Here is a 24,584-nt window from a genome sequence, read left to right as displayed (position 1 = left end):
ATAATAGTGTTAAAAGAAATGCTTTGTTCATAAAGTAGACAAAAAGCCCACTCAAATCTATTTGAGTGGGTGAGATAAATGATTTACATATTCTTTTCTTATAGTTGTTTATACATTATTGATCCTACAGCTCTATAATAGAGACCGTCTTTGTATTAAATATAGAGCTGCAGAATGTACCGCTTGCCCTATTTGATCAAGTTAGGAGTGGGACAGGAAATGTATTTAATAGGAAGTATTCCATCATAGTTCAAGCTAGTGAATATGAATTAAAAAGTAATAAGTTAATATTTAATGTTACGGCAGCTCTTTTTACTGAAAATTCCTTTTAGCGTAACAAAGAGGTTAAATATAACCCAAATACGTTACGATAGGTTATCAATTATAGACGGTATTTTACAATATCATTACTGCACATTGCAATGAGGTAAAAATATAACAAAAAGCCTGATAAAACAACGTTTGCAAGCAAAGTATTTGCAGCCCGTTATTTTGCTTTTTCGTTATATCGTATAGTATAATATTCAAAATCAGCAAGGAATTTTTCCTGAGTCCTTTGCTGGTTAAGGTGGAAAAATTTTTCAGCTTTATAGGTTGATAAAGTTATGTCGTAACAGGAAATATAAGAACAGATATATAAATAAATAAAAAGAAAATAAAAACGAAAATGAGGGGAACTTTATGAGCCAAAATCAATTCGAATGTCGTATTTCAGAAGAAGATGTACAAATGTTAAGAGCGTTAGCGCATCCGTTGCGTCTACGCCTAGTAATGGAACTAATGCAACGTGGAACATGTAACGTAACACAATTACAGGAAGTGTTAGAAATTCCGCAATCAACAGTTTCGCAACATTTAACGAAATTAAAACAAAATAAAGTAGTACGCTTTGAACGACGAGGACTGGAAGTGTATTATCAAATTCATAATGATAAAGTAAGTGAAGTAGTAAAAACATTATTTTCTTAAAATTTGAATATTATGGAAAAAGACGTATGGGATCTACGTCTTTTTTTATTTGTTAGAAGGTGATATGAGAAAGAATGTTAATATGTAAGGAAAAAAGGCTAACCATTAAAATGTTGCTATATGGAATATATTCTAAAAGGAAAAGAAAAGATAGAAAGGAGTGTAATAAGTAAAAGGAGGGATAGTAGAATGGATGTAAAACGTGTGAAACAAATTTTATCTTCTTCAAGTAGAATCGACGTTACATATGAAGGTGTACCAGTATGGATTGAGAGCTGTGACGAGCAGAGTGGGGTTGCTCAAGTGTATGATGTATCTAATCCTGGAGAAAGCGTCCACGTGAACGTGACGGCTTTAGAGGAGAAGTAATAGAAAAGACGCTTCTAAATGTTTAGAAGCGTCTTTTTATTTCTTATTCCATCATATGTGCAATTTTCTTAGAGAACATAAGAAGTACTAATCCGAGTACGATTACGATAATACCGATACTTGCGAATACTTCTAAATATCCTAAAGATTGAGTGAAAGCAGCTAATTGTCCTGCTAATAAGTTTGCGAAGCCAGTACCAGCTAACCATACACCCATTAATAATGATGCTAATTTAACAGGAGCGATTGCACTTACCATAGATAATCCGATTGGTGATAAGAATAATTCACCAATTGTATGGAACATGTAAGTGAATACGATGAATAGTAAGTTTGCTTTCATTGTAATGTTACCTTCGTCGCTACCAGTTTTTAATACAGCTAAAGTTAGAACTAAATATCCAATCCCTAGTAAAATCATACCAAATGCCATTTTTGTTGGGATTTTTAAATCACCATTTTTTGTTTTCGAAAGTTTAATCCATAATGCAGAAACAGGTAATGCTAGTAAGATAATGAATAGTGGGTTTACAGATTGGAACCAAGGTGTTGGAATTGTAAATCCACCAATTGTACGATCCACAAACTTATCTGTGTAAAGTGTTAAAGAACTACCTGCTTGCTCAAATCCTGCCCAGAAGAATACTACGAAACAAGTTAAAATTAAAATTGCAGCAGTACGTTTTTTCTCTTGTGTTGTTAAAGGTTTTTTCTCGATTGCTTTTGCATTTTTTTCTTTAGATTTTTTCCCTACAACAGTTGTTCCGATAGACCCTAAGTAACGAGGTGCTAAGAAATTAAAGGCAAGCTGTCCAATAATCATACCGATACAAGCTGTTAAGAAACCGTATCTATAGTCTGCGAAGTAACCGCAAATGAATGGAGCGATAAGAGCACCTAAGTTAATTCCCATGTAGAAGATAGTGAAGGCACTATCACGACGAGAATCGTTTTCGCTATATAATTGACCTAATAAAGTCGAAATATTTGGTTTGAAGAATCCGTTACCAATAACTAATAATCCTAATCCTAAAAATAGTCCAGTTTTTGTGTTCATTGAGAATAGTACAAAGTTACCAATTGCCATGATGATACCACCAATAGTAATAGCATGGCGCTTCGTAATGAAATGGTCAGTTAACCAACCACCGATAATCGGTGTGAAGTATACTAACATTGTGAAAATACCGTAAATTTGAACTGCAACTGCTTTATCAAATCCTAAACCGCCGCTTACTAAGCTCGTTGTTAAATAAAGAACTAATAAGCCACGCATTCCGTAATAACTGAATCTTTCCCATGCTTCTGTAAAGAACAACAAGTATAACCCTGGTGGATGTTTTTTTGGTGATTGTTGCTCTCCAGCTTTGTCTAATTTTAAAGCTGCATCCATTTTTGTTTCCCCCTAATCCTGTATAACGGATATTTATGTAATCATTTTAATTTACAAAATATTTAGAAGTCAATAGAATTATATGGAAATAGAAAGAAAATTTCTAAAAAAGTTCTATTTTACTTCAACCGTTACTGTATTTTGCCCTGAAAACGAGATGATAAGCGTTTTCAAATGTAATAATTGAATTCTAAAAGAAAATAAAATAGTGATTAATCAGAAAATTTAGATTAAAATATTTATTCTGATATAAAGAAAATACATTCTATTTACTTTTATAATATAACATATTGGGAATAAAAATACAAAATGAAATAATGTGACATTTAAGTGAATTGAAAAATAACCAGCTCCATAGAAGCAGAGCTGGCTAAGGAAAGATTATTTAACAAAGCGTTTTTCGATATCATCTAATAGTAGGTTAGCAGCCATTACACCACCAGCTGTATTCCAAATCACATCATCAACTTTGTATGCTTTACCATTTTTTACTGCATTTAAGTTTTTAAATAGCGGATCATTGATATATTCTTTTTCTAATTCAGAGCCTTTTTTCTCGTTTCCTTTATCGAATGTGAAGTAGAATAATACATCGCCATCCATTGCAGAAATACGTTCTTTAGATACGTTACGCTCTGCGAAGTCATCTTTATTTTGATCACCAGGACGTTTAAATCCAAGTTCTTTTAAAATAACACCAGAGAATGTATCACCATGATAAATACGAACATCACCAGGCATGAAGCGAACCATAGAGATTTCTTGATTTACTTTATCACCTAGTTTGGCTTTTAAATCTTTCATACTTTTCTCGTAATCAGCTAAAACCTTTTGGCCTTCTTTTTCTTTATTTAATGCTTTCGCATAAAACTTGAAGTTATCTTTCCATTCACCACGTAATGTTTCAGAGAACACAGTAGGTGCAATTGCTTTTAGTTGCTCGTACACTTTTTCGTGACGCATTTTGTTACCGATAATTAAGTCTGGTTGTAAAGAAGCGATTGTTTCTACGTTCACTTGTCCTTCATCACCAACAACTTTTACATCTTTCATTTTATCTTTAATATGTGGATACCATGGATCACCAGTCCAAGATTTTACAGCCCCAACTGGTTTCACACCTAGCTCAAGTAAAGCTTCAGTTCCTTCGTTTGTTAAAATAACTACACGTTTTGGATTAGCAGGAACTTCTGTTTTCCCCATTGCATGTTCAACTGTAATCATTTCTTTTTTTGTATCTTCTTTTGTATCTTCTTTCGTATTTGATTTTCCACAAGCACTTAAAAGTAGTGAAAAGGCTAGTAAAAATACAAATACTGTAAACGATTTCTTTCGCATGAAATTCATTATGTACCCCCTACATAGTGAGAATTTTTTTCAATAGCAAGCATGATAATAATACTTCATGGCCTCGTTGTCAATGAAAATAATTCTCATTTCCGTTGACAATGAGAATTAAGTTGAAATACACTTACAACGTATCATTATACATTGAAGGGGAAACGCTGCATGTTATTAAAAACAAATCAAGCAAAATGGATTGGATTATTTGTTGGGATCATTGCAGTCATTACTTGTATTTGGGGAAGTATTATTTTTGGATATACAAATACGAGTTGGAAATTAGCGTTAGATGCTTTTTTCCATTTTAATGGTTCTAATGAACATATTATTATTCAAAATGTGCGTCTACCAAGGGCATTAATTGCAGCAAGTGTTGGTGCTAGTTTAGCCATTGCAGGTTGTCTTATGCAAACTTTAACGAAGAATCCACTTGCTTCTCCAGATTTTATTGGATTAAATTCAGGTGCTGCTTTCTTCATCGTTGTAGCAATTGTTATTTTTTCCGTGACATCACTATCAGCTTTCACGTGGATTTCCTTTTTAGGGGCAGCAGTTGCAGCTGTACTTGTATTTGCTTCTAGTTCTTTAGGAAAAGAGGGGACAACACCTCTTAAGTTAACATTAGCAGGGGTCGCAATTAGTGCGTTATTTTCATCATTAACACAAGGATTACTTGTTTTAAATGAAAAGGCGCTTGAAGAAGTATTATTTTGGCTTGCCGGATCTGTGCAAGGAAGAAAGTTAGAAATTTTACAATCTGTATGCCCGTATTTATTAATAGGCTGGATTGCATCTATTATGATGGCAGGGAAAGTAAATACATTGATGATGGGGGAAGACGTTGCAAAGGGACTTGGGCAACGAACGATTTTAATGAAATCATTCGTGTTACTTATTATTGTCCTGTTGTCTGGTGGTTCAGTTGCCGTTGCTGGTCCAATTGGATTTATTGGAATCATTACCCCGCACTTTTCCAGATTTCTTGTTGGAGTAGATCATAGATGGAGAGTGCCGTATAGCGGCTTGTTAGGTGCAATACTATTAATCTTAGCTGATATCGCAGCAAGATATGTCATTATGCCACAAGAAGTACCGGTAGGAGTTATGACAGCATTTATTGGTGCGCCGTTCTTTATTTATATTGCACGTAAGAGAGGGCTTAGCAAATGAAGAAGTATATTCCGTTTCGTATAGGAAAAGGCGGGCTCTCGTTTTTAATGTATAAACGAGCTTGTCTCGTCTTATTCAGTTTACTAGTTGTTTTAATAGGATTATTTTTTGCGAGTGCAGGTATGGGAGACATGAAAATTGCTCCTTATGATGTATGGCAAGCGATCACTGGAAATGGCGATGCGATGGCAAATATGGTTGTAAATAAGTTTCGTATGCCGCGTATTTTAATTGCTATTCTTGTAGGGATCGCACTTGCGATCGCAGGATGTATTTTACAAGGCCTCGTCCGAAATCCACTTGCTTCTCCGGATATTATCGGGATTACAGGTGGTGCAAGTGTTGCAGTTGTATTGTTTTTAGCTATATTTAGTGATAAAAATAATGCGCTAACTGTAAGCATTCATTATATGCCGCTAGCAGCCTTTGTTGGGGCAACAATTGTAGCGCTTTTTGTATATTTATTTGCATGGAGAAATGACGGGTTATCGCCGATTAGTCTTGTTTTAATTGGTGTTGGGTTTTGGGCATTAACGAAAGCGGCAACGACTTTGTTTATGTTATTAGCGCCAATTTATCAAGCAAGTCAAGCGAATGTATGGATTACGGGTACTGTTTATGGTTCTTCATGGCAAAATGTCATGGTACTTGCGCCGTGGGTTCTCATTTTAACGGTAATATCATTTATAGCTGCTAGACATTTAAATGCGCAAGAGCTAGGGGATGATATTGCGGTAGGACTTGGTGTTCCTTTAACGAAGTCACGCGTATTCATGTTATTACTTAGTACAGCTTTAATTGGTGGAGCAGTTGCCTTTGCTGGAGGAATTGGATTTGTTGGTTTAATGGCACCTCATATTTCACGAAGACTAGTTGGTTCTTTATATGGTGCATTACTCCCAGTTGCGGCGATTGTTGGTGCAATTTTAGTACTTGCTGCAGATTTAATTGGGCGTACAGTTTTCACCCCACTTGAAATTCCAGCAGGGGTATTTACATCAGCAATTGGTGCACCTTATTTTATTTATTTACTTTATAAAAGTCGGAATTCATAAAGGGAGATGAATATGCAAAAAGCATTGGAGACGAAACGTTTGACGTTGTCTTATGGTGAAACAATTATTATTGATGAGTTGAATTTAGAAATTCCAAAAGGCGAAATTACAATCTTCATTGGTTCTAACGGTTGCGGAAAATCAACTTTATTACGTTCACTAGCTAGATTATTAAAACCAACAACTGGTGACATTTTGTTAGATAATCAAGCGATTCAAAGTATGCAAACGAAGCAAATTGCCCGTCAAATGGCAATTTTACCGCAAGGACCGCAAGCGCCAGAAGGTCTTACAGTATTGCAACTTGTAAAACAAGGGCGTTATCCATATCAAACATGGCTGAAACAGTGGTCAGAAAAAGACGAAGAAATGGTACAGAAGGCACTTGCAGCAACAGGGATGACAGAATTTGCTGAGCGTGATGTGCATGCTCTTTCAGGTGGACAACGACAACGTGCTTGGATTGCAATGACGCTTGCACAAGATACAGATATTATTTTATTGGATGAGCCTACTACCTATTTAGATATGACTCACCAAATTGAAGTGCTAGATTTATTATTCGAATTAAATGAAAAAGAACAAAGAACAATTGTTATGGTACTACACGATTTAAATTTAGCCTGCCGTTATGCAGACAATATTGTAGCCATTCAAGATAAACAAATATATGCACAAGGTAAGCCAGAAGAAGTAGTAGATGAGAAGCTAGTACGTGATGTATTCCGAATGGAATGTCAAATCAGTACAGATCCATTATTTGGGACGCCACTTTGTATCCCACATGGAAAAGGAAGACGTGTACGTAAAGAGGTTGCTCAGGCAATGAGATAATGAAAAAGACGATGAGAGGGTCATCGTCTTTTTTATTTTCGGCAAGAGAATAAGAGGAAGAGGGGGATACGTAAACGACGTTCATATTCTTCCGCGTTTTGAAAATAAGTTTGATCTGGTGTAGCTTCTTTTAAATTCGTAATTGTAAATCCAGCTTGTTGTAATAGTGTAAAATATTCTTCCGTTGTACGATGATATTTAATAACTTCTTGATCAATCCAAGGTTCAACCCGTTTGCCTAGTTTAAAGTAATCATCGACGAGCCAACTCGTTCTTTTTCCGCTCGTTTGCAAGCTTTCAAATGAAGAGGTAATAATAGGGTGTTGAACGCTAAAAGTAAAGGTTCCATTTGTCTTTAAAGTTTCGTACACATTTTGAAAAATGATAGGAAGATGTTCGATATAATGTAAGGCGAGTCTAGATGTTACTAAATCAAAAGTAGAAGGAGGGTATGTGTAGTCTTTGAGGTTTAAAAAATGAACGGCGCCATTTTTGTTTTCTAGTTGTTTTTTAGCTTTTTCATACATAAGTTCGGAGCCTTCAATACCAGTGTAAGAGTGGCAGCCTTTTTCTAATAACTCCTCACCGAACTTAGCATCACCGCAGCCTAAATCGAGAATTCGCTTTCCTTTAACATTACTAATGAGTTGAAAGAAGGCTGGTTTTTCAAGTGACTCATTTGGGCTATTTTCTCGATATCTTCGCTTCATATATTGTTCAAAAAATGCTTCGTTATTATATACATCAGATTCAGTAAATGCCATGATTGAAGCCCCCTTACATATTTTTTTTATTCTACCAAATATGAAAAGTAAATGATAGATTTCTTGTAATGAATCGTATATAATCTAGAATTGTAAGCGGTTACTTTAAACTATTTTTCTATAATAAATTCTGAAAACGTGTTAAGCTAGTAGAGGGATTATTAGAACTATTAAGACAATAATTCGCTTACATGAACGATGGGAGGCTTCACGATGTCTAGTAAAACACTTGCAAAATTTTTAGAAGAAAATTTAGAGGATTTAAAATCAAAGGGGCTTTATAACGTAATTGATCCGCTTGAAAGTTCAAATGGACCAATCATTACAATTGGTGGAAAAGAATATATTAACTTATCTTCAAACAACTATCTTGGATTAGCAACAGATAGCCGTTTGCAAGAAGCAGCAATTGGTGCAATTCATAAGTACGGGGTTGGAGCAGGAGCTGTTCGTACAATTAACGGTACTTTAGATTTGCATATTAAATTAGAAGAAACAATTGCAAAGTTTAAACATACAGAAGCAGCGATTGCTTATCAATCAGGATTTAACTGTAATATGGCAGCGATTTCAGCTGTTATGGATAAAAATGATGCGATTCTTTCAGACGAATTAAACCATGCTTCCATTATCGATGGTAGTCGTCTATCAAAAGCAAAAATTATCGTTTATAAACATTCTGATATGGAAGATTTACGCCAAAAAGCAATCGCGGCGAAAGAATCAGGTCTTTACAATAAATTAATGGTCATTACAGACGGTGTCTTCTCAATGGATGGAGATGTTGCAAAACTACCAGAAATTGTTGAGATTGCGGAAGAATTAGATTTAATGACATACGTAGATGATGCACACGGTTCAGGTGTACTTGGAAAAGGTGCAGGAACTGTAAAGCACTTCGGTCTATCTGATAAAGTTGATTTCCAAATTGGTACATTGTCAAAAGCAATTGGGGTAATTGGTGGATATGTAGCAGGAAAACAAAACTTAATTGACTGGTTAAAAGTTCGTTCACGTCCATTCTTATTCTCTACAGCATTAACACCAGCTGATGCAGCAGCTTGCATGAGATCCATTGAAATCTTAATGGAAAGCACAGAGTTGCATGATCGTTTATGGGAAAATGGTCGCTATTTAAAACAAGGGTTAAAAGAACTTGGCTTTAACATCGGGGAAAGTGAAACGCCAATTACACCTTGTATTATTGGTGACGAAGTATTAACACAAGAATTTAGTAAACGTCTAAATGAAGAGGGCGTATATGCAAAATCTATCGTGTTCCCAACTGTACCTAAAGGAACAGGACGCGTTCGTAATATGCCAACAGCAGCTCATACGAAAGAAATGTTGGATGAGGCAATTCGTAAGTATGAAAAAGTAGGGAAAGAAATGGGCATCATTTAAGTAAAGACATCTTTTGAATAGCTTGCAAATGAGGAGTGGGGAAAATGAAAAAAATTCTAGTAACCGGTTCTTTAGGGCAAATTGGTTCTGAACTAGTAATGAAACTTCGTGATGTATACGGCGCATCAAATGTTATTGCAACAGATATTCGTGAAACAGATAGTGAAGTAGTAACATCTGGTCCATTTGAAACGTTAGATGTAACAGATGGACAAAAACTACATGATATCGCAAAGCGTAATGAAGTAGATACAATTATTCATTTAGCAGCTTTACTTTCAGCAACAGCAGAAAAAAATCCATTATTTGCATGGAATTTGAATATGGGCGGACTTGTAAATGCATTAGAAGCAGCTCGTGAATTAAACTGTAAATTCTTCACGCCAAGTTCTATCGGTGCATTTGGTCCATCAACGCCGAAAGATAATACGCCACAAGATACAATTCAGCGTCCTACTACGATGTATGGGGTAAACAAAGTAGCAGGAGAATTACTATGTGATTATTATCATCAAAAATTTGGCGTTGATACGCGCGGTGTACGTTTCCCAGGTTTAATTTCTTATGTAGCTCCTCCAGGAGGGGGAACAACTGATTATGCAGTTGAAATTTATTATGAGGCGATTAAAAAAGGCACATACACCTCATACATTGCAGAAGGAACATACATGGATATGATGTACATGCCAGATGCTTTACAAGCGATCATTTCATTAATGGAAGCTGATCCAAGTAAACTTGTGCATAGAAACGCGTTCAATATTACAGCAATGAGCTTTGAGCCGGAGCAAATCGCAGCATCAATTCGTAAACACATCCCGGCGTTTACGATGGATTACGCTGTAGATCCTGCTCGTCAAACAATCGCTGATAGTTGGCCAAACTCTATTGATGCAACAGCAGCAATGAAAGAGTGGGGCTTTAAAGCAGAATACGATTTAGACAAAATGACAACGGACATGCTTGCTAAGTTAAAAAAAAAGCTCGCAGCTGAGTTAGTGATGAATTAATAGGAAGGGTCGATTCTTAGGAATTGACCTTTTTTGTTTGTATTTTAGGAATATACAAATAATTACAAGTGTGATAGAATGAGTTAATTTGTGTGTAAAGGGGAGACAGGGAATGGAGAAATGGGAGTTAGCAAAGGAAATTTACAATACGTCACGTTTAACGGGAACATTTAAACTTCGATCAGGACAAGTATCAAATCAATACTTTGATAAGTACTTATTTGAATCTAATCCAGTACTGCTAGTAGAAATTGCTAAACAATTGAAAGAGCTCATTCCTCCTGAGACAGAAGTGCTCGCAGGTTTAGAGATGGGAGGAATTCCAGTAGCAACAGCATTATCTTTACAAACAGGTATACCAGTTGTATTTGTAAGAAAAGAAGCGAAGAAGTACGGTACATGCAAGTTAGCAGAAGGCGTTGATATTGCTGGGAAAAATGTTTGTGTTGTTGAAGATGTTATTACGACAGGTGGTCAAATATTATTAAGCACGAAAGATTTAAGAGGATTAGGTGCGAAAGTCCACCATGTTCTAGGCGTGATTGAACGAACGAAAGAGGGAAAAGAAAACTTATTAGAAGATGGTTTACAGCTACATTCCTTATTTACAATGGATGAGTTAATTGAAGGAGAAAAGCAACATGCAAAGAGTTGATGTCGTATATGCACTAATACATGACGAAGAAACAGATAAAATATTAATGGTACATAATGTAGAACAAAATATTTGGTCATTGCCGGGTGGGGCTGTTGAAAAGGGTGAAACGTTAGAGGAAGCTCTAGTAAGGGAAGTAAGAGAAGAGACAGGTTTAACGGCTATGACAGGTGGACTTGTTGCGATCAATGAAAAATTCTTTGAAGAATCAGGGAATCATGCACTATTATTTACATTCCGAGCAAATGTAGTAACAGGTGAACTTATTGCAGAAGATGAAGAAGAAATTTCTGCAATAGAGTGGGTGGACAGAGCAATTGCAAATGAACGATTCCCATTCTACGATGGTGGATTTGAGGCATTATTAGAAGTAGCCATTCCATACAAGTTTCAGCCAGAAACAAAGTGATTGAAAGAAAAAAACAGGAAAACGCTCCTGTTTTTCTATCATGCCTTTCGAGAGGACTCCCACCTCTAAACGTAAGTGAAGGTGGTGAGGTGAATCGAAAGAAATATTTTATTTTCAAGAAAAAGGGAATGTATGTTCCTTTTTTGCTATAATATCCTTAACAAGGAGGTGAATAAAATGGCAAAGGAAAATCCATCAAACTATAAAACTCTTCAAATTTGGATTAAAAAAGGGCATCGTATGTATTCTTATTTTCAAGAATGTTGTCATAACGCTAAGAATATGTACAACACTACAAACTTTTATATACGCCAGGTGTACACTGGATTAACACAAGAAAAAGAGTTGCAGCCTTTGCAAAAAGAAGTTCTGGATCATATTCATAAAAATATTGGTAAGATGAATGACACACAACTTCTTGCCTATCAGAAGAAATTGGAAAAAGAGAAATTAAAGCCTAAAGAAGAACAGAAAGAGATTACATGTAATTTGTTTTCAGAACCTAATTTTGAAAAGCCTTATGTAGATTACAACTTTCTAGATGCACTATTTAAGGCTATGATTCAAAAGGATTATCGAGCTTTGCCTACGCAATGTAGCCAGTCCATCATGAAAGGTTTGTTCCAAAATTGGAAATCTTTTTTTGCTAGTTTAAAAGACTATAAAAAGAATCCAAACAAATATGCTGGAATGCCTAGGATTCCAAAGTATATTCGTTCTTCTGAAAAAGAGATTCTGTATACAAACCAAGATTGCATCATTAAAAACGGTAGATTTTTAAAGTTTCCAAAGACGAAATTGCAATTAAATATTGGGAAACTAGGTTTCACTGAAGGTAAACTGAAACAAGTTCGTGTGATTCCAAAATACAATGAATATGTAGTGGAATTGGTAATTGATGTTCCTTCTGAACAACAAATTATGGAAGAGAATGCTCGTTATATGAGTATTGATTTAGGTATTGATAACCTTGCAACCATCGTAACAAACACAGGTATGAAACCTGTCCTTGTTAAGGGCAAACATGTCAAAAGCATAAATCAATATTACAACAAAATGAAGGGTCATTTTACAAGCATTCTTAGAAATGGAAAACAAACGAATGAAGGACCTTTTACTTCTAAAAGGATAGAAAAACTTCATCAAAAACGTTACTTGAAAATAAAAGACGTCTTCCATAAAGTTAGTCACCACATCGTAAAACTAGCTCAAGAAGAAGAAGTTTGTAAAATCGTTATTGGCCAAAACAAAAGTTGGAAACAAGAAACGAATATGGGAAAAAGAAATAACCAATCGTTTTGTCATATCCCGCATAATTTACTGATTCAAATAATTACATACAAAGCAAATACTGTAGGCATTCAAGTTGTTGTAACTGAAGAATCATATACATCGAAAGCAAGTTTTCTGGATAACGACTTCATTCCAATGTATGGAGAAAATGACCAAAATACAACTTTTTCAGGAAAACGAATAAAGCGCGGCATATATCGTTCAGCAAATAAAACTTTAATTCATGCAGATGTAAATGCTGCGGCTAACATTTTACGAAAAGTAATCCCAAATGCATGGACAAATGGGATAGAGGGGTTAGGCGTGAAACAGCTCGCTAATGTGTTAACTCCCCTGACGTTAATCGTCCGTTAGGTCGAAACGTTAGAAACCCCCACTTCAAGCTTTGCTAAGTGGGGGAGTGTTCATTCAATCGTCTTCAGTAATAACTTTTTCAATAGTGGTTTAATCTTCAGACGTAAATCTTCAGCGTGATTTGCAACTAAGAAGTGATGGTTATAAATGTTCTTCATTAATTGATAAGTTGCTTCTTTCGCTTCGCCTTCTTCGATGAAAATACCGATTACTTCCATGCCGCTTTTGCGAGCAAGTTTGACAGCTTCGTGCGTATCTAAAATACCGTCTTGTTGATAGTCTAGAGCAGAAGGCTCACCGTCTGTGAAGACAAGTAAGAATTTATGCTTTTCTGGTCTTTTTGCAAGCTTTTCTGAAACGATACGAATAATATATCCGTCGCGATTATCTTCTTCTTCGCGAAGCTGCATAATTTCGGGACCAACGTTTGGTAACGTTGAGTTTTTATACGTTACAACTTCATGGATAACGTTCGGTTTATCTTCAGGTTTAGCACTAGAAGCATCTTCCCAAAATCCGCTAATAGCGTGCGGGATTTTTAAAGATTTCAACGCTTCATGGAATAGGACCACACTCTTTTTCGTTTCTTCCATTTTGTTATACATAGAACCAGAGCAGTCCACTAGTAGTTGGAATGCAACGTCGAGCTCTTGTGATTCTTGCCCTTTTTTATAAAACATGCGAGGCTGCTTTTCAGTATAAATACGAAGGAATTTCTTACGAAGTCTTCCGTAATATTTATCACTATTTGCATTCGTTTTATTTTCAATCGTTTTTTCGATAATTTTCTTTAATTCTTTTACATCTTTATTAACGACTGATTTAATAGCTTGGTAATCCTTTTTCTCGTCAGGATTTGGTTTGCGTGCTTCTTTAAATGTATGAGAAGCGCCAGTGTTATACTTACCGTATGCACTATCATTTTGACTAGAAGCGTGAGAGGCTCTTGCTTCCTCTGTATCAGCACCATCAAAGTTGGATTGTGTACTTTTTTGAGAAGTACCTTGTACAGAGCCAAGCGCTTGGTCACCATCTTCTGATTCGCGAGCAGTATCACCCATCATATTTGTTTTTGTTCCGCTTTCTAATTCAAAACGTAAAAAGTTCTCATTTTCATTGTTTTTATTTTCACGGTGCCATGTAGAGAAGCTTTCATTCATTTTATTTTTATTCTCATCATCAACGATTTGTGTATCATCATTTGCTAATTTTTCGGGACGGCTGTCTTTTTCATCTGCAATAACAGATAAGTAGAGCGGAGCATGTCCGAAATAGTTGTTAAGCATATCACTTTCAAGAAGCTCCTCTAAACGATAGCGAATTTTCTCAACGATATACATAATATCTTCCGTATTACGAGCTTGGAATGTTTCATGCAGAATAGCTTCAATTTGCTCGAAATATTCATTATTAAACATTTCATATTTATCGCTCGTTAATGAAAGATAGCATAGACAAAATAGACGATCACCGTGATAGTTACGAACGCGATTGATTTCATTTTGTGAGCTAAAGTAATTGCGATACATTTCTTTTCTTCTTTTAAAAACATGCTTTGTGCCAGGGCGTAAGTTTTTTACGATTTCCTCAACACGTAAATCTTCTAATAGAACAAATAATTGTGTTAAAAACTTTTTTAAGGGTGATTCTTGTAATTCAATCGCATAAGAACGAATTAAAGTCATGTCCGAGTAATGTTTATTACCAAGTGCTTTTAAAAACACTTCGCTTTTTAATCCGATTACTGTATCCTCTTCTTTTCGATCATCCCAAAAGTGACTAATGACAACCTTTTTTTCAATTTCGTCGTAGTATGCTTTATAGCCATACTCAAGGTAGGCATCATCTTCTTTGAGAAGGGCATACATTAAGTTTTCCATTTGTAGAAACAGCGACGCATCAATTTTTTTGTCACTAAAAATTTGTCTCATGAATTATCCCTCAAAGAAATAACTTTCTGCTAATTCACGGACAGTCATTTGTTCTGTTTCATCGTTTAATTTTGCGATAATACTACGTTCAATTGCACGCATAACAGGAATATATACACCTAAATCACATGCATCGATAATGCCACGAATACTTGCTGCTTCTTCACTTACGCGGCCGTCACGAGCTAAAGGCATAAGATCGCTTGCAAATGCAACGAACTTTTCAATTGTTGTAACATCGTTTAATTTTGATTCTGCTAATAATAATTCTTTTAATGTATCACCTTGAATGTAAGGAACTTCAATAATAACGAAACGGTTTTTTAACGCTTCGTTTAGTTCACTTGTACCAACGTAACCTTCATTAATGGCAGCGATTACGCGATATTCGTCATCACCGTATACAACTTCTTGTGTAAACGGGTTTGTAATCATTTTACGGTAATCTAATGCACCGTGAAGAAGTGGTAACGTTTCAGGTTTTGCCATATTGATTTCATCAATATATAGGAAATGACCGTTCTTCATCGCTTTCATAAGAGGACCGTTAACGAAAGCAACTTCAGATGCGCCATCTTTCGTTTGTAGTGTGTTGTATCCTAAAATACCTTCTACATCTAGGTCGACAGAACAGTTAATGCTATGCATTGGTTTTTGGAATAAAGAAGAAAGCGTTTCAGCTAGTACTGTTTTACCACTACCAGTTGGTCCTTTTAATAGAATGTTTTTTCCAAGAAGAAGTGCTGTAATAGCATCTTCGATAATGCTATTATCAGATGCTTTATATATTTTTGTACCGATTAAATGTGCATTTTCACCAGCTTCTTGCTTATTCTTTTCGTGAATTGTAGAGAGCTGTTGTTTTAAATCAGCATGTATATGAAATTGTTCTAACATGTATTTCCCACCTAACATTATTTTCATAAAGTAATACATCTTATGATAACTTGTTTTAATATGGTATGCAAAGAAAAGGGGAGGGGACAAATATAAAAGAAAAAGCAATCAATTGTACATTGATTGCTTATAGTAAAGGAGAAATGAGCCTCATAAAAGACTCTAATATTCGTTTTTTGATACTTCTTTTTTGGAAAGCGTTCCATTTAATTTCAGTGGAATGCTTAAAGTCTTCTTCAAAATCACGTTTAATATCATGAACAGTTTTTGATTCATACAGTACGCTAATAATTTCGTAATTCAATTCAAAGCTTCGTACATCCATATTTGCTGTTCCGATTGTTGCAATTTTATCATCAACAAGTACAAGTTTTGCATGCATAAAGCCATCTTTATAACTATAGATGGAGGCGCCAGCTTTTAAAAGTGGAGTGAAGTAGGATTGGGATGCTTGATCACTAATAATACTATCACTTTTACCAGGATATAAAATGCGTACATCTATGCCAGATATTGCACTTAAACGTAATAATGTTAAAGTTTCTTGATCTGGAATAAAATATGGTGTAGCAATCCAAATAGATTTTTTTGCAGAGCCCATAATAGCTAATAACGTATTACGAATGCTCTTATCATCTGAGCTTGGCCCGCTTGCTACAATTTGCACAGCACCTTCTGCACTTGAAACTTCTTTACCCGGGAAGTATTGTCTATTCATAAATTGATCCCAGGAATAGGTTTTCAAACCACTAGATGCATAGAGCCAGTCCTCTAGAAAAATTGCTTGTAATTTATATAACGCTTTTCCTTCGATTTTTAAATGACTATCACGCCAAACGGGAAACTTTTTTGAACGGCCAAGATATTCATCACCGACATTAAGTCCTCCAGTAAAACCAATTTCTCCATCGACAATGACGATTTTACGGTGGTTACGATAATTAACTGTTTCAAGTAACCAAGCTGAAAAAATAGGGTCAAATTCAACAATTTCAATCCCAGCTTCTTTCATAGGTTTTAAAAAGCGTCTTCTTAACGTATTACTTCCTAATCCATCATAAAGGAAGCGTACAATAACACCAGCTTTTGCTTTGTTTATTAAAGCATCCCGGACTTTTGTACCAATCTCATCAGATTTATAAATATAGTATTGAATATGTATGTGATGTTTTGCTTGCTCGATAGCTTGCAAAATTTCTGAAAATGTTTGATCTCCGTTTGTTAAAAGTTTTGTAGTTGTTCTATCTGCGGCAGGCCCGCCTCCAAATTTTTGTACAACTTCTGTTAAATGGGTAGAGCGTTCACTTAATGGGACTTTGAGTGATAACTCTAGTCGTCTTCCTTCTAATATTTCACGGAATAATTTTCTTTGTTCTTCTGAACGATGGAGATGCTTTTTTCTTCTCCAACGGCTACGCCCGAAAATAGAGTATAAAAGTACACCTACAACGGGAAGAAGTGCTAATACTAAAAACCACGCTAAAGTACTTTGAGGAGACCTATTTTCGATAAAAATAACGAATGAAATTCCTACAATTGTGATGGACCAGAGAACGCCGACAAATGTATATAACGAAATATACGATGTATTTAATAGGAAAAGAACGATAGATACAATTGTAAATATTAATAGTAATTGGACAATAGGTTTCTTCATTTCTATATAATTCCTCTAATCTTTCTTCAATATAGACTTCCTAAATAGCGGATGTAATGTGACATTTTTATTATAAATTGTTTTCTGTTTTTTACAAAATGTAGGTATTTCCCCATACTTTCCGCATTTGTCCTACATACAGTGTATTGTTACGTTTTTAAAGAGAAAAGGAGGGTGAATAAAATGTATGGGCGTCCAATTGGAGGATTTGGTCACGGTGGTTTTCATGGTGGTTTTGGACATTCACCATTTTTTGGTGGGGGGTTCTTCCCAGGTTTTGTAGCAGGTGCTTTACTCAGCCCTGGGTTTGGTTATGGTGGATATGGTTATCCGTATTACTCGGATTATTCTTATTATACAGGTTACCAACAAGATCCGTATTATTCATACAATACCTATTAAGATGAGAACATGAAAAAGGAGAGGGAAAACATGAATTATATAGAAAATAACGGATTGTATTATCGTCATAATCATGGAGGTCATCATCATAATGGGGGACATCACCACCATGGAGGGCACAATCACCATGATTACCACCATCATCATCACGGAGGTGGATGGGGCTGGGGTGGAGGCTCATGGGGCGGTGGATTTTTCCCTGGAAGTTTTGCTGGAGGTGTGTTAGGTGGGCTTACAGCAGGTGCATTAACGGGTGCAGCAGGTGGAGGATACTATCCAGCACCGTACCCAGTAACTTATCCAGCGCCATATCCAGCGCCATATCCAGTTTCATATCCAACACCATATCCGTATTAAATAAAAAAAGAGGCTATCCTCTTTTTTTATTTAATACGGTATTTATTTATAAAATACTTCCAAAATTAAGGTGAAAATATGTTAATATTTTGTTATTATAATTCAAAAAACATATATAATAATTTTAATTTATCACGCATTAACGGGCAGTAAGACCCCCACCTCAAAATTCAGCGGAAGCAAAGAAGTTAGGCGGAGATCAACACCCCCCACTAATTAAAGTTTCACTTTATATATGTTCCTGAAGAGTTGTATAGAGTTAGCTATAAGAAACTACTACGTATAATTGAAACGGTATTATATTGCTTTTTATTACAAATAATATTATGTTATTTTAATCGGCATATTTCAAAACATGATGTATGTAAAGGGCGATTATTAGGAAATGAAATATCTCTATTTCTATGAAAAGAAACAAGTTGTGTTTTAGTCAGATAGGAAGCAAGGAGAGATGCGCATGCTAGAACAAAGAGGTCATGCATTATATGAATCTTCATTGCGAGATTTAAAGTTAGCATTAGATGAGTCTTCAATTGTTGCGATTACAGACCGAAAGGGTCTTATTACATATGTAAATGATAAGTTTTGTGAAATCTCCAAATATACACGAGAAGAGTTAATAGGGAAAGATCATCGTATTTTAAATTCAGGACATCACCCGAAAACATTTTTTCAAATGCTATGGAAGCGTATTTTGAGCGGAAAAGTATGGAGAGGTGAGATTCGAAATCAAGCAAAAGATGGTACATATTATTGGGTTAAAACAACAATTGTTCCATTTTTAAATGAAAAAGGAGAGCCCTATCAATTTATTGCGATCCGAAATGATATTAGTAGTAGGAAAGAAGCAGAACAGAGGTTACGGTTAAGCGAAAGTCGTTATAGGGAGCTTGCGTATCATGATGCTTTAACGAGTTTACCGAACCGTCTACAATTAATAACGACTGTTAACGAATTAATTGCAGATAAAAGAGAGTTTGGTATGATTTATTTTGATTTGGATCGTTTTAAATTAGTAAACGATACGCTAGGTCATATGATAGGAGATTTACTTTTAAGCGAAGTTGCTTCACGGTTGCATTATGTGCTAGGAGAGAAAGATGTTCTGGCTAGGCTGGGTGGCGACGAATTTGTGTTGTTAACAAAAAATCATACACAAGATGAGATGAGGCAGCTAGCGACATCTGTGTTGTCATGCTTTCAGGCGCCATTTATACTTGAAGGTCATGAAGTATACATTTCAGCTAGTCTAGGACTGTGCTCATATCCGCAAGATGGACAAGATGTAGAAACTCTATTGAAGAATTCAGATTTAGCTATGTATAGTGCGAAAGAACAGGGAAGAAATGCAGCGTGCTTCTTTACAGATGAGTTACGTGCGAAAATAAATCGTAGAATGAAAATTGAATTTGCTTTGCAAAAGGCAATTCGTGATGAAGAGTTAGAGGTGGCGTTGCAGCCTATTATTGATTTGAAAACGAAGAAATATACTGGTATTGAAGCTTTAGCACGTTGTTCAACAGAAGAAGGACCGATTTCGCCAGACGAATTTATCCCAGTAGCTGAAGAATCTGGACTTATTATAAAATTAGGAGACTGGGTATTAGAAAAGTCATGTCGCTTGTTTAAAACATTGCCAGAGTACGAAGAAGGACTAAAGTTATCTGTGAATTTATCCATACAACAATTAATGCAAAAGCGTTTTATTTTATCTGTACGTAGCATTTTAAAGAGAACTGGATTTCCACCGAATCGTTTAATTTTAGAAATAACGGAAAGCATTGCTGTTCGTCATTTTGATTATATTATTGCTACATTACAAGAATTAAGAAATATGGGTATTTTAATTGCTTTAGATGATTTCGGAACGGGTTATTCTTCCTTATATTATTTAAAACAACTACCGCTGGATATAGTAAAAATTGATCGTAATTTTATTCGTGAATTTCATTATGATCATGCACAGCCAGAGCGAACGATTGTAAAATCTGTTATTGAAATTGCCCATAGCTTACATTTAGCAGTAGTTGCTGAAGGGGTAGAGACAGTAGAGCAAGAAAGTTTATTACAATCTATGGGTTGTGATTATGTGCAAGGATTTTATTATGCGAAACCTTTATCTGTAGGAGAGTTAAAAGAAAAGTTAACTACAGATTTCATATAAAAAAGAGAAGCGTAGCTTCTCTTTTTTAATTCATTTTTTGTGAGTTTTTCATTAGTATTGGATAGAGAATCAGACCTAATACGAACAATCCGATTCCTAAGAAGAACGTTTTTAAATCAGCAGTTCCCGTTTTGATAACCCAAATAGAATATATGAATGCTAATGTAGTAATGATGCCGTCCTTTATTCGAGAGCCAGGCATTATATCATACGTTTCTCCTGTAATAACTAATTTGAATTGGTACAGCGTAGAAACAAGGTATGGAATTAAATAAGCTAATGTTGCTACAACGATAGCGAAATTATAAGCTTCTGATACGGTACCAGAAATCGTTGAGAACAAGAAAATCTGCGTCATTACATTTGTAATCAATAATGATTTTGAAGGACTACCCTTTTTATTCGTTTTCGCGAAAAGCTTAGGGAAAAGTCCGTTCTTTGCAGCCTGATAAGGTACTTCTGAACTAACAACAATCCAGCCCACTGTAGATCCAAATAAAGATACAAGTGCAAGTAGAGCCATGATATAGGCACCTTTATTGCCAATTGCTAAATTTAATGCGTCTACTAATGGTTTTTGAGACTCTTTTAAAGCATCTTGCGGGAGAGCGCCCATTGTAAGTAGAGTAATTGACATGTAAATAAGAAGAGCGATAATTAATCCGAAAATCGTAGCTTTTTTTACATCGCGCTGAGATTTTGCACGATTAGAAAGCATGACAGCCGATTCAATACCGATGAACGCCCAAAGTGTTGCAATAGCAGCTGAATTGATTTGTCCACCTAAAGAAATGGATTGTCCTGCTTCATTCATAAATGTTTGCCCATCTCCGAAATTAGAGGCATTGAAAATGAATAATGTGATTACAATAAACATTGTAAATCCAATAATTTTTGCAATAGTAGCAAGAAGATTCATATTTCCAGCACGATCAATATTTTGAGAAAGAATATATTGAATTCCCCATAACATAAGGCTGCATACGAGGAACGTTAATCCTTTTCCAAGTTCTAGTGAAAATCCGTTCGTTGAAAAGAGAATTTGCTTACTTTGTAAAACTGGAAAGAATGTTGATAAATATCCAGCAAAGGAAATAATAACAGATGCTGTTGCAGCCCAGTTCGCAGCCCAATATCCCCATGCCATACTATAGCCTGCAACTTTACCCGCTTTTTTTGAAGGGAACATCGCTTGGGCATAGCTTTGTGGCCCCGCTTTTAATTCTGGTTTTCGGATTGCTAAATTTCCAAATACGAGTGCAATCATAAATACGCCAAGTCCTGTAATACTCCATGCAAGTGTAGAACCCATTGGACCTGATACTTGTGCTAAATTCGCTGGGAGCATAAATACGCCACCGCCAACCATATTCCCGATAACAAAAGCTGTTAAAACCCATAATCCCCATTTTTTCGTTTCCATTTTTGTTAACTCCTTTGTAGTAAGATTTGCTTAAACATCATTTTTTACTAGCTTTTTGGCAATAAAAAAAGAGCCATGTAGATAAAAAATACCTACATGGCTCTTCGCCTAACGTAGGTACAACGGGAATAACCCTTGTACCTACGCGTAATTTTTCCGCTAGGTTTCAAGGGTTACGTATGATGATGATGTTTTTGTGCAAATGTAACTACAATTGTTGTATAAGTAAGCATAGTTCTTTGCTCCCTTTCTCCTCTGATTTTGAAGTTAGTATACTACATGTTTTTTTGAATGAAAAGAAAAATATAAAAATTTTTATAAAAATACGTTTTAGAGATTAAATATTTACCTTTATTTTTCCTATACTGGAAAATAAGTGAGAGATTGGCAGAAGAGTGTAGCATGGTATAATACATATAGAACTAGAAGGTGACAAGGGGCTATTGTAGATGATGAGTAAGTATGAACAAATTTATACAGAAATCAGTAATTCTATTGATAATAGGCAATTAAAAGAGGGATGCAAAATCCCATCAGAAACTGAATTAATGAAGCAATATGAAGCGAGCCGCGGTACTGTAAGAAAAGCTGTAGATTTATTACAAGAACGTGGATATGTTCAAAAAATACACGGAAAAGGTGTTTTTGTTTTAAAGCGAAAAAACATTGAATTTAACTTTGGTGGTATTGTAAGTTTCCAAGAAGAAAATGAACGTTTAGGACGCCATTGTATTACAGAAGTCGTGGAAATGGAGAAAGTAAAAGCGACAAAAGAGGTTGCAAAGCTATTAAATGTGAAAGAGAAAACAGACATAGATCATATTAAACGCGTACGAAATATTGATGGAGAAAAAGTAATTTTGGATATTAATCATTTTGTATCGGAATATATTCCTGGATTAACGAGTGAAATTGCAGCGCAATCCATTTATAAATATATTGAGAAAGAACTAGGTCTTCATATTAGTTACTCACAGAGAGTAATTGAAGTGCAACCATGTACAGAGGACGATAGAAAGTATTTAGATTTAAATGGAACAGACTATGTTGTTGTCGTGAAAAACTTTACGCATTTGTATGATGGAAGTCAGTTCGAATATACAGAATCCCGCCACCGCTTAGATATTTTTCATTTTTCGGATGTGGCGCGGAGAAAATAAGGAGATGGAACGTAATAACGTTTCAGCTCTTTTTTTATAAAAAAACGACAAACTCGTATATACGAGTGTTGACTAACTTATATATACGAGTTAATATGTAATTGTAAACGGTATCAAAAAAAGAAAAGAGGGACGGGAATATGGGGAAAGACTATCGTAAAACAGCAGAGGAAGTGTTGCAGTATATTGGCGGGAAAGACAATATTGAACAAGCTGCGCACTGTGTAACGAGACTCCGTATCGCTTTAAAGGATGAAAGTAAAATAGATAACGATAAATTGCAGTCTGTTTCATTAGTGAAGGGAGCGTTTCATAACGCTGGGGTATTTCAAATTGTAATCGGTCCAGGAGATGTTGATCGAGTATATGCTGAATTGATAACGCTTGCAGGTATGAAGGAAGCGACAGTAGCTGATGTAAAAGATTCTGGAAACCAAAAGCTAAATCCAGCTCAAAAGTTTGTAAAAGTATTTTCAGATGTATTTATGCCGATATTACCAGCAATCGTAACAGCTGGTTTACTAATGGGAATTAACAACCTATTAGGGGCGAAGGACTTATTTTTTGAAGGTAAAAATTTATTAGATGTGTATCCAAACTTAAGTGGGCTTTGGGATTTAATTAATATGATGGCGAATACAGCTTTCGTATTCTTACCAGCACTTGTCGGTTGGTCAGCAACGAAGCGTTTTGGTGGTAGTCCGATATTAGGAATTGTTATGGGATTAATGCTTGTGCATCCAGCATTATTAAACGCGTGGGATTACGGAAAAGCAGCAACTGGTTTAGATGGACAAAAGATTGAGTACTTCGATATTTTAGGATTATTTCAAATTGAAAAAGTAGGGTATCAAGGTCAAATCTTGCCGGTTTTAGTAGCAGCATTTGTATTAAGTAAAGTGGAAATCTTCTTAAAGAAACATGTACCAAATGCAATTCAATTGTTAGTTGTACCAATTACAACGATTGTCGTAACAGGTGTGTTAGCATTAGGGATTATTGGTCCAGTTACACGTCATATTGGAGATTTATTAACAGCTGGATTAGTAGGTGTATATGAAACAGTACCAGTAGTTGGAGCAGTATTGTTTGGAGCATTATATGCACCGCTTGTAATTACAGGTATGCATCATATGTTTATTGCTATCGACTTACAATTAATTGCACAACACGGGGGTACATTCATTTGGCCAATGATTGCTCTTTCTAACATTGCGCAAGGTAGTGCGGCACTTGCGATGTTCTGGATTTCTAAAAATCAAAATGATAAAAGTATGGCATCTACATCAGCAATCTCGGCATATTTCGGTATCACAGAGCCAGCTATGTTTGGTGTAAACTTACGAAATAAATTCCCGTTCTATGCAGCAATTATAGGATCGGCTGTGGCAGCAATATTTATTACGTTAAATGGTGTATTAGCACCGGCTATCGGAATTGGCGGATTACCAGCATTTATTTCTATCATTCCGAAATCGATTCCCATGTTTATTGTCGGAATGATTATCGCAGTTGTAATCCCATTTACGTTAACGTGGTTATTTGCAAAGCGAGTAAAACAGAAGTAGGA

Annotated in this window: 22 protein-coding genes; 15 read left to right on the top strand and 7 right to left on the bottom strand. The window is 35.5% G+C overall.

The annotated features are described in order from the left end of the window. Nucleotides 1-681: 681 nt before the first annotated feature. Both LMD38_RS23015 and LMD38_RS23010 read left to right on the top strand, forming a co-directional pair. On the top strand, nucleotides 682-969 hold the full coding sequence (locus LMD38_RS23015) for an ArsR/SmtB family transcription factor (RefSeq protein ID WP_000081429.1): 288 nt from the start codon (nucleotides 682-684) through the stop codon (nucleotides 967-969). 189 nt (nucleotides 970-1,158) lie between these two features. Beyond that, nucleotides 1,159-1,338, top strand: coding sequence for an acid-soluble spore protein H (locus LMD38_RS23010; RefSeq protein ID WP_000382683.1), 180 nt, complete (start codon nucleotides 1,159-1,161; stop codon nucleotides 1,336-1,338). Nucleotides 1,339-1,381: 43 nt separating this feature from the next. Here the strand turns inward: LMD38_RS23010 and LMD38_RS23005 are convergent, their stop codons facing one another. Next, nucleotides 1,382-2,731 (bottom strand): peptide MFS transporter, encoded by a 1,350-nt coding sequence (locus LMD38_RS23005; RefSeq protein ID WP_000338308.1) that lies wholly within the window; start codon nucleotides 2,729-2,731, stop codon nucleotides 1,382-1,384. Nucleotides 2,732-3,112: 381 nt separating this feature from the next. Beyond that, nucleotides 3,113-4,078: an ABC transporter substrate-binding protein gene (locus LMD38_RS23000; protein WP_062821474.1), complete on the bottom strand. Its 966-nt coding sequence runs from the start codon at nucleotides 4,076-4,078 to the stop codon at nucleotides 3,113-3,115. Between the two features lie 162 nt (nucleotides 4,079-4,240). Between LMD38_RS23000 and LMD38_RS22995 the strand changes: the two genes are divergently transcribed. Genes LMD38_RS22995 through LMD38_RS22985 form a run of 3 tightly spaced genes read left to right on the top strand, consistent with a single transcriptional unit; the run spans nucleotide 4,241 to nucleotide 7,134 of the window. Further along, nucleotides 4,241-5,245 (top strand): FecCD family ABC transporter permease, encoded by a 1,005-nt coding sequence (locus LMD38_RS22995; RefSeq protein WP_062821475.1) that lies wholly within the window; start codon nucleotides 4,241-4,243, stop codon nucleotides 5,243-5,245. After that, entirely contained in the window at nucleotides 5,242-6,300 is a 1,059-nt protein-coding gene (locus tag LMD38_RS22990) for a FecCD family ABC transporter permease (protein ID WP_062821476.1), read from the top strand. The genes LMD38_RS22995 and LMD38_RS22990 overlap by 4 nt, the downstream gene beginning before the upstream one ends. Nucleotides 6,301-6,312: 12 nt before the next feature. Beyond that, nucleotides 6,313-7,134, top strand: a complete 822-nt coding sequence (locus LMD38_RS22985) for an ABC transporter ATP-binding protein (RefSeq protein WP_001167956.1) — start codon at nucleotides 6,313-6,315, stop codon at nucleotides 7,132-7,134. A gap of 32 nt (nucleotides 7,135-7,166) precedes the next feature. Here LMD38_RS22985 and LMD38_RS22980 read toward each other — a convergent pair whose 3' ends face one another. Then, nucleotides 7,167-7,898, bottom strand: a complete 732-nt coding sequence (locus LMD38_RS22980) for a class I SAM-dependent DNA methyltransferase (RefSeq protein ID WP_062821477.1) — start codon at nucleotides 7,896-7,898, stop codon at nucleotides 7,167-7,169. 213 nt (nucleotides 7,899-8,111) lie between these two features. Between LMD38_RS22980 and LMD38_RS22975 the strand changes: the two genes are divergently transcribed. The 5 genes from LMD38_RS22975 to LMD38_RS22955 all read left to right on the top strand — a co-directional run bounded on the left by LMD38_RS22975 (nucleotide 8,112) and on the right by LMD38_RS22955 (nucleotide 13,023). After that, nucleotides 8,112-9,302, top strand: a complete 1,191-nt coding sequence (locus LMD38_RS22975; RefSeq protein ID WP_000095907.1) for a glycine C-acetyltransferase — start codon at nucleotides 8,112-8,114, stop codon at nucleotides 9,300-9,302. A 44-nt stretch (nucleotides 9,303-9,346) separates the two neighbouring features. After that, nucleotides 9,347-10,312 carry an L-threonine 3-dehydrogenase gene (locus LMD38_RS22970; RefSeq protein ID WP_016716442.1) on the top strand — a complete coding sequence of 322 codons (966 nt, stop codon included), beginning with the start codon at nucleotides 9,347-9,349 and terminating at the stop codon, nucleotides 10,310-10,312. Between the two features lie 112 nt (nucleotides 10,313-10,424). Continuing rightward, a complete protein-coding gene (gene pyrE, locus LMD38_RS22965) occupies nucleotides 10,425-10,967 on the top strand; it encodes an orotate phosphoribosyltransferase (protein ID WP_000417034.1) in 543 nt (180 codons plus the stop codon). After that, nucleotides 10,954-11,376 carry an NUDIX hydrolase gene (locus tag LMD38_RS22960; RefSeq protein WP_001189933.1) on the top strand — a complete coding sequence of 141 codons (423 nt, stop codon included), beginning with the start codon at nucleotides 10,954-10,956 and terminating at the stop codon, nucleotides 11,374-11,376. The genes pyrE and LMD38_RS22960 overlap by 14 nt, the downstream gene beginning before the upstream one ends. 177 nt (nucleotides 11,377-11,553) lie before the next feature. Next, nucleotides 11,554-13,023, top strand: a complete 1,470-nt coding sequence (locus tag LMD38_RS22955; RefSeq protein WP_062821478.1) for an RNA-guided endonuclease InsQ/TnpB family protein — start codon at nucleotides 11,554-11,556, stop codon at nucleotides 13,021-13,023. Between the two features lie 50 nt (nucleotides 13,024-13,073). On the opposite strand, the gene LMD38_RS22950 is transcribed toward LMD38_RS22955, so the two are convergent. The 3 genes from LMD38_RS22950 to LMD38_RS22940 form a co-directional block, all read right to left on the bottom strand. Further along, nucleotides 13,074-14,954 carry a vWA domain-containing protein gene (locus LMD38_RS22950; RefSeq protein ID WP_062821479.1) on the bottom strand — a complete coding sequence of 627 codons (1,881 nt, stop codon included), beginning with the start codon at nucleotides 14,952-14,954 and terminating at the stop codon, nucleotides 13,074-13,076. Nucleotides 14,955-14,957: 3 nt separating this feature from the next. Continuing rightward, nucleotides 14,958-15,851 (bottom strand): ATP-binding protein, encoded by an 894-nt coding sequence (locus LMD38_RS22945; RefSeq protein ID WP_000892969.1) that lies wholly within the window; start codon nucleotides 15,849-15,851, stop codon nucleotides 14,958-14,960. 127 nt (nucleotides 15,852-15,978) lie between these two features. Beyond that, nucleotides 15,979-17,508, bottom strand: coding sequence for a cardiolipin synthase (locus LMD38_RS22940; RefSeq protein ID WP_000743047.1), 1,530 nt, complete (start codon nucleotides 17,506-17,508; stop codon nucleotides 15,979-15,981). Nucleotides 17,509-17,691: 183 nt separating this feature from the next. Here LMD38_RS22940 and LMD38_RS22935 point away from each other — a divergent pair, with 183 nt between their 5' ends. The 3 genes from LMD38_RS22935 to LMD38_RS22925 all read left to right on the top strand — a co-directional run bounded on the left by LMD38_RS22935 (nucleotide 17,692) and on the right by LMD38_RS22925 (nucleotide 20,431). Then, nucleotides 17,692-17,910, top strand: a complete 219-nt coding sequence (locus LMD38_RS22935; RefSeq protein ID WP_000274348.1) for a hypothetical protein — start codon at nucleotides 17,692-17,694, stop codon at nucleotides 17,908-17,910. 9 nt (nucleotides 17,911-17,919) lie between these two features. Then, complete coding sequence (locus LMD38_RS22930; RefSeq protein WP_153019362.1) at nucleotides 17,920-18,267, top strand: cobalt transporter; 348 nt, start codon at nucleotides 17,920-17,922, stop codon at nucleotides 18,265-18,267. Nucleotides 18,268-18,724: 457 nt separating this feature from the next. Continuing rightward, nucleotides 18,725-20,431 (top strand): putative bifunctional diguanylate cyclase/phosphodiesterase, encoded by a 1,707-nt coding sequence (locus LMD38_RS22925; protein WP_016716448.1) that lies wholly within the window; start codon nucleotides 18,725-18,727, stop codon nucleotides 20,429-20,431. Between the two features lie 25 nt (nucleotides 20,432-20,456). Here the strand turns inward: LMD38_RS22925 and LMD38_RS22920 are convergent, their stop codons facing one another. After that, entirely contained in the window at nucleotides 20,457-21,854 is a 1,398-nt protein-coding gene (locus LMD38_RS22920; RefSeq protein WP_000448457.1) for an amino acid permease, read from the bottom strand. Nucleotides 21,855-22,303: 449 nt separating this feature from the next. Here LMD38_RS22920 and treR point away from each other — a divergent pair, with 449 nt between their 5' ends. After that, nucleotides 22,304-23,014, top strand: a complete 711-nt coding sequence (gene treR / locus LMD38_RS22915) for a trehalose operon repressor (protein ID WP_000987251.1) — start codon at nucleotides 22,304-22,306, stop codon at nucleotides 23,012-23,014. Nucleotides 23,015-23,154: 140 nt separating this feature from the next. After that, a complete protein-coding gene (gene treP, locus LMD38_RS22910) occupies nucleotides 23,155-24,582 on the top strand; it encodes a PTS system trehalose-specific EIIBC component (RefSeq protein WP_000513952.1) in 1,428 nt (475 codons plus the stop codon). The last annotated feature ends 2 nt before the right edge of the window (nucleotides 24,583-24,584 follow it).

It is taken from the genome of Bacillus pacificus (assembly GCF_020861345.1).
In the GTDB taxonomy this organism is placed as follows: Bacteria; Bacillota; Bacilli; order Bacillales; family Bacillaceae_G; genus Bacillus_A; species Bacillus_A pacificus.
Note: the sequence above shows the minus strand (reverse complement) of the source record. Positions and strands in the feature narration are given on the sequence as shown.

Bases quoted from the DNA above. Each gene is read 5' to 3' on its own strand.
- LMD38_RS22945 (WP_000892969.1), bottom strand. From the start codon at position 15,851: ATGTTAGAACAATTTCATATACATGCTGATTTAAAACAACAGCTCTCT.
- treR (WP_000987251.1), top strand. From the start codon at position 22,304: ATGATGAGTAAGTATGAACAAATTTATACAGAAATCAGTAATTCTATT.
- LMD38_RS22940 (WP_000743047.1), bottom strand. From the start codon at position 17,508: ATGAAGAAACCTATTGTCCAATTACTATTAATATTTACAATTGTATCT.
- LMD38_RS22975 (WP_000095907.1), top strand. From the start codon at position 8,112: ATGTCTAGTAAAACACTTGCAAAATTTTTAGAAGAAAATTTAGAGGAT.
- LMD38_RS22920 (WP_000448457.1), bottom strand. From the start codon at position 21,854: ATGGAAACGAAAAAATGGGGATTATGGGTTTTAACAGCTTTTGTTATC.
- LMD38_RS22985 (WP_001167956.1), top strand. From the start codon at position 6,313: ATGCAAAAAGCATTGGAGACGAAACGTTTGACGTTGTCTTATGGTGAA.
- LMD38_RS22935 (WP_000274348.1), top strand. From the start codon at position 17,692: ATGTATGGGCGTCCAATTGGAGGATTTGGTCACGGTGGTTTTCATGGT.
- LMD38_RS22950 (WP_062821479.1), bottom strand. From the start codon at position 14,954: ATGAGACAAATTTTTAGTGACAAAAAAATTGATGCGTCGCTGTTTCTA.
- LMD38_RS22960 (WP_001189933.1), top strand. From the start codon at position 10,954: ATGCAAAGAGTTGATGTCGTATATGCACTAATACATGACGAAGAAACA.
- LMD38_RS22970 (WP_016716442.1), top strand. From the start codon at position 9,347: ATGAAAAAAATTCTAGTAACCGGTTCTTTAGGGCAAATTGGTTCTGAA.
- LMD38_RS22995 (WP_062821475.1), top strand. From the start codon at position 4,241: ATGTTATTAAAAACAAATCAAGCAAAATGGATTGGATTATTTGTTGGG.
- LMD38_RS23000 (WP_062821474.1), bottom strand. From the start codon at position 4,078: ATGAATTTCATGCGAAAGAAATCGTTTACAGTATTTGTATTTTTACTA.
- LMD38_RS23015 (WP_000081429.1), top strand. From the start codon at position 682: ATGAGCCAAAATCAATTCGAATGTCGTATTTCAGAAGAAGATGTACAA.
- LMD38_RS22930 (WP_153019362.1), top strand. From the start codon at position 17,920: ATGAAAAAGGAGAGGGAAAACATGAATTATATAGAAAATAACGGATTG.
- LMD38_RS23005 (WP_000338308.1), bottom strand. From the start codon at position 2,731: ATGGATGCAGCTTTAAAATTAGACAAAGCTGGAGAGCAACAATCACCA.
- LMD38_RS22980 (WP_062821477.1), bottom strand. From the start codon at position 7,898: ATGGCATTTACTGAATCTGATGTATATAATAACGAAGCATTTTTTGAA.
- LMD38_RS22990 (WP_062821476.1), top strand. From the start codon at position 5,242: ATGAAGAAGTATATTCCGTTTCGTATAGGAAAAGGCGGGCTCTCGTTT.
- LMD38_RS22955 (WP_062821478.1), top strand. From the start codon at position 11,554: ATGGCAAAGGAAAATCCATCAAACTATAAAACTCTTCAAATTTGGATT.
- LMD38_RS22925 (WP_016716448.1), top strand. From the start codon at position 18,725: ATGCTAGAACAAAGAGGTCATGCATTATATGAATCTTCATTGCGAGAT.
- treP (WP_000513952.1), top strand. From the start codon at position 23,155: ATGGGGAAAGACTATCGTAAAACAGCAGAGGAAGTGTTGCAGTATATT.
- pyrE (WP_000417034.1), top strand. From the start codon at position 10,425: ATGGAGAAATGGGAGTTAGCAAAGGAAATTTACAATACGTCACGTTTA.
- LMD38_RS23010 (WP_000382683.1), top strand. From the start codon at position 1,159: ATGGATGTAAAACGTGTGAAACAAATTTTATCTTCTTCAAGTAGAATC.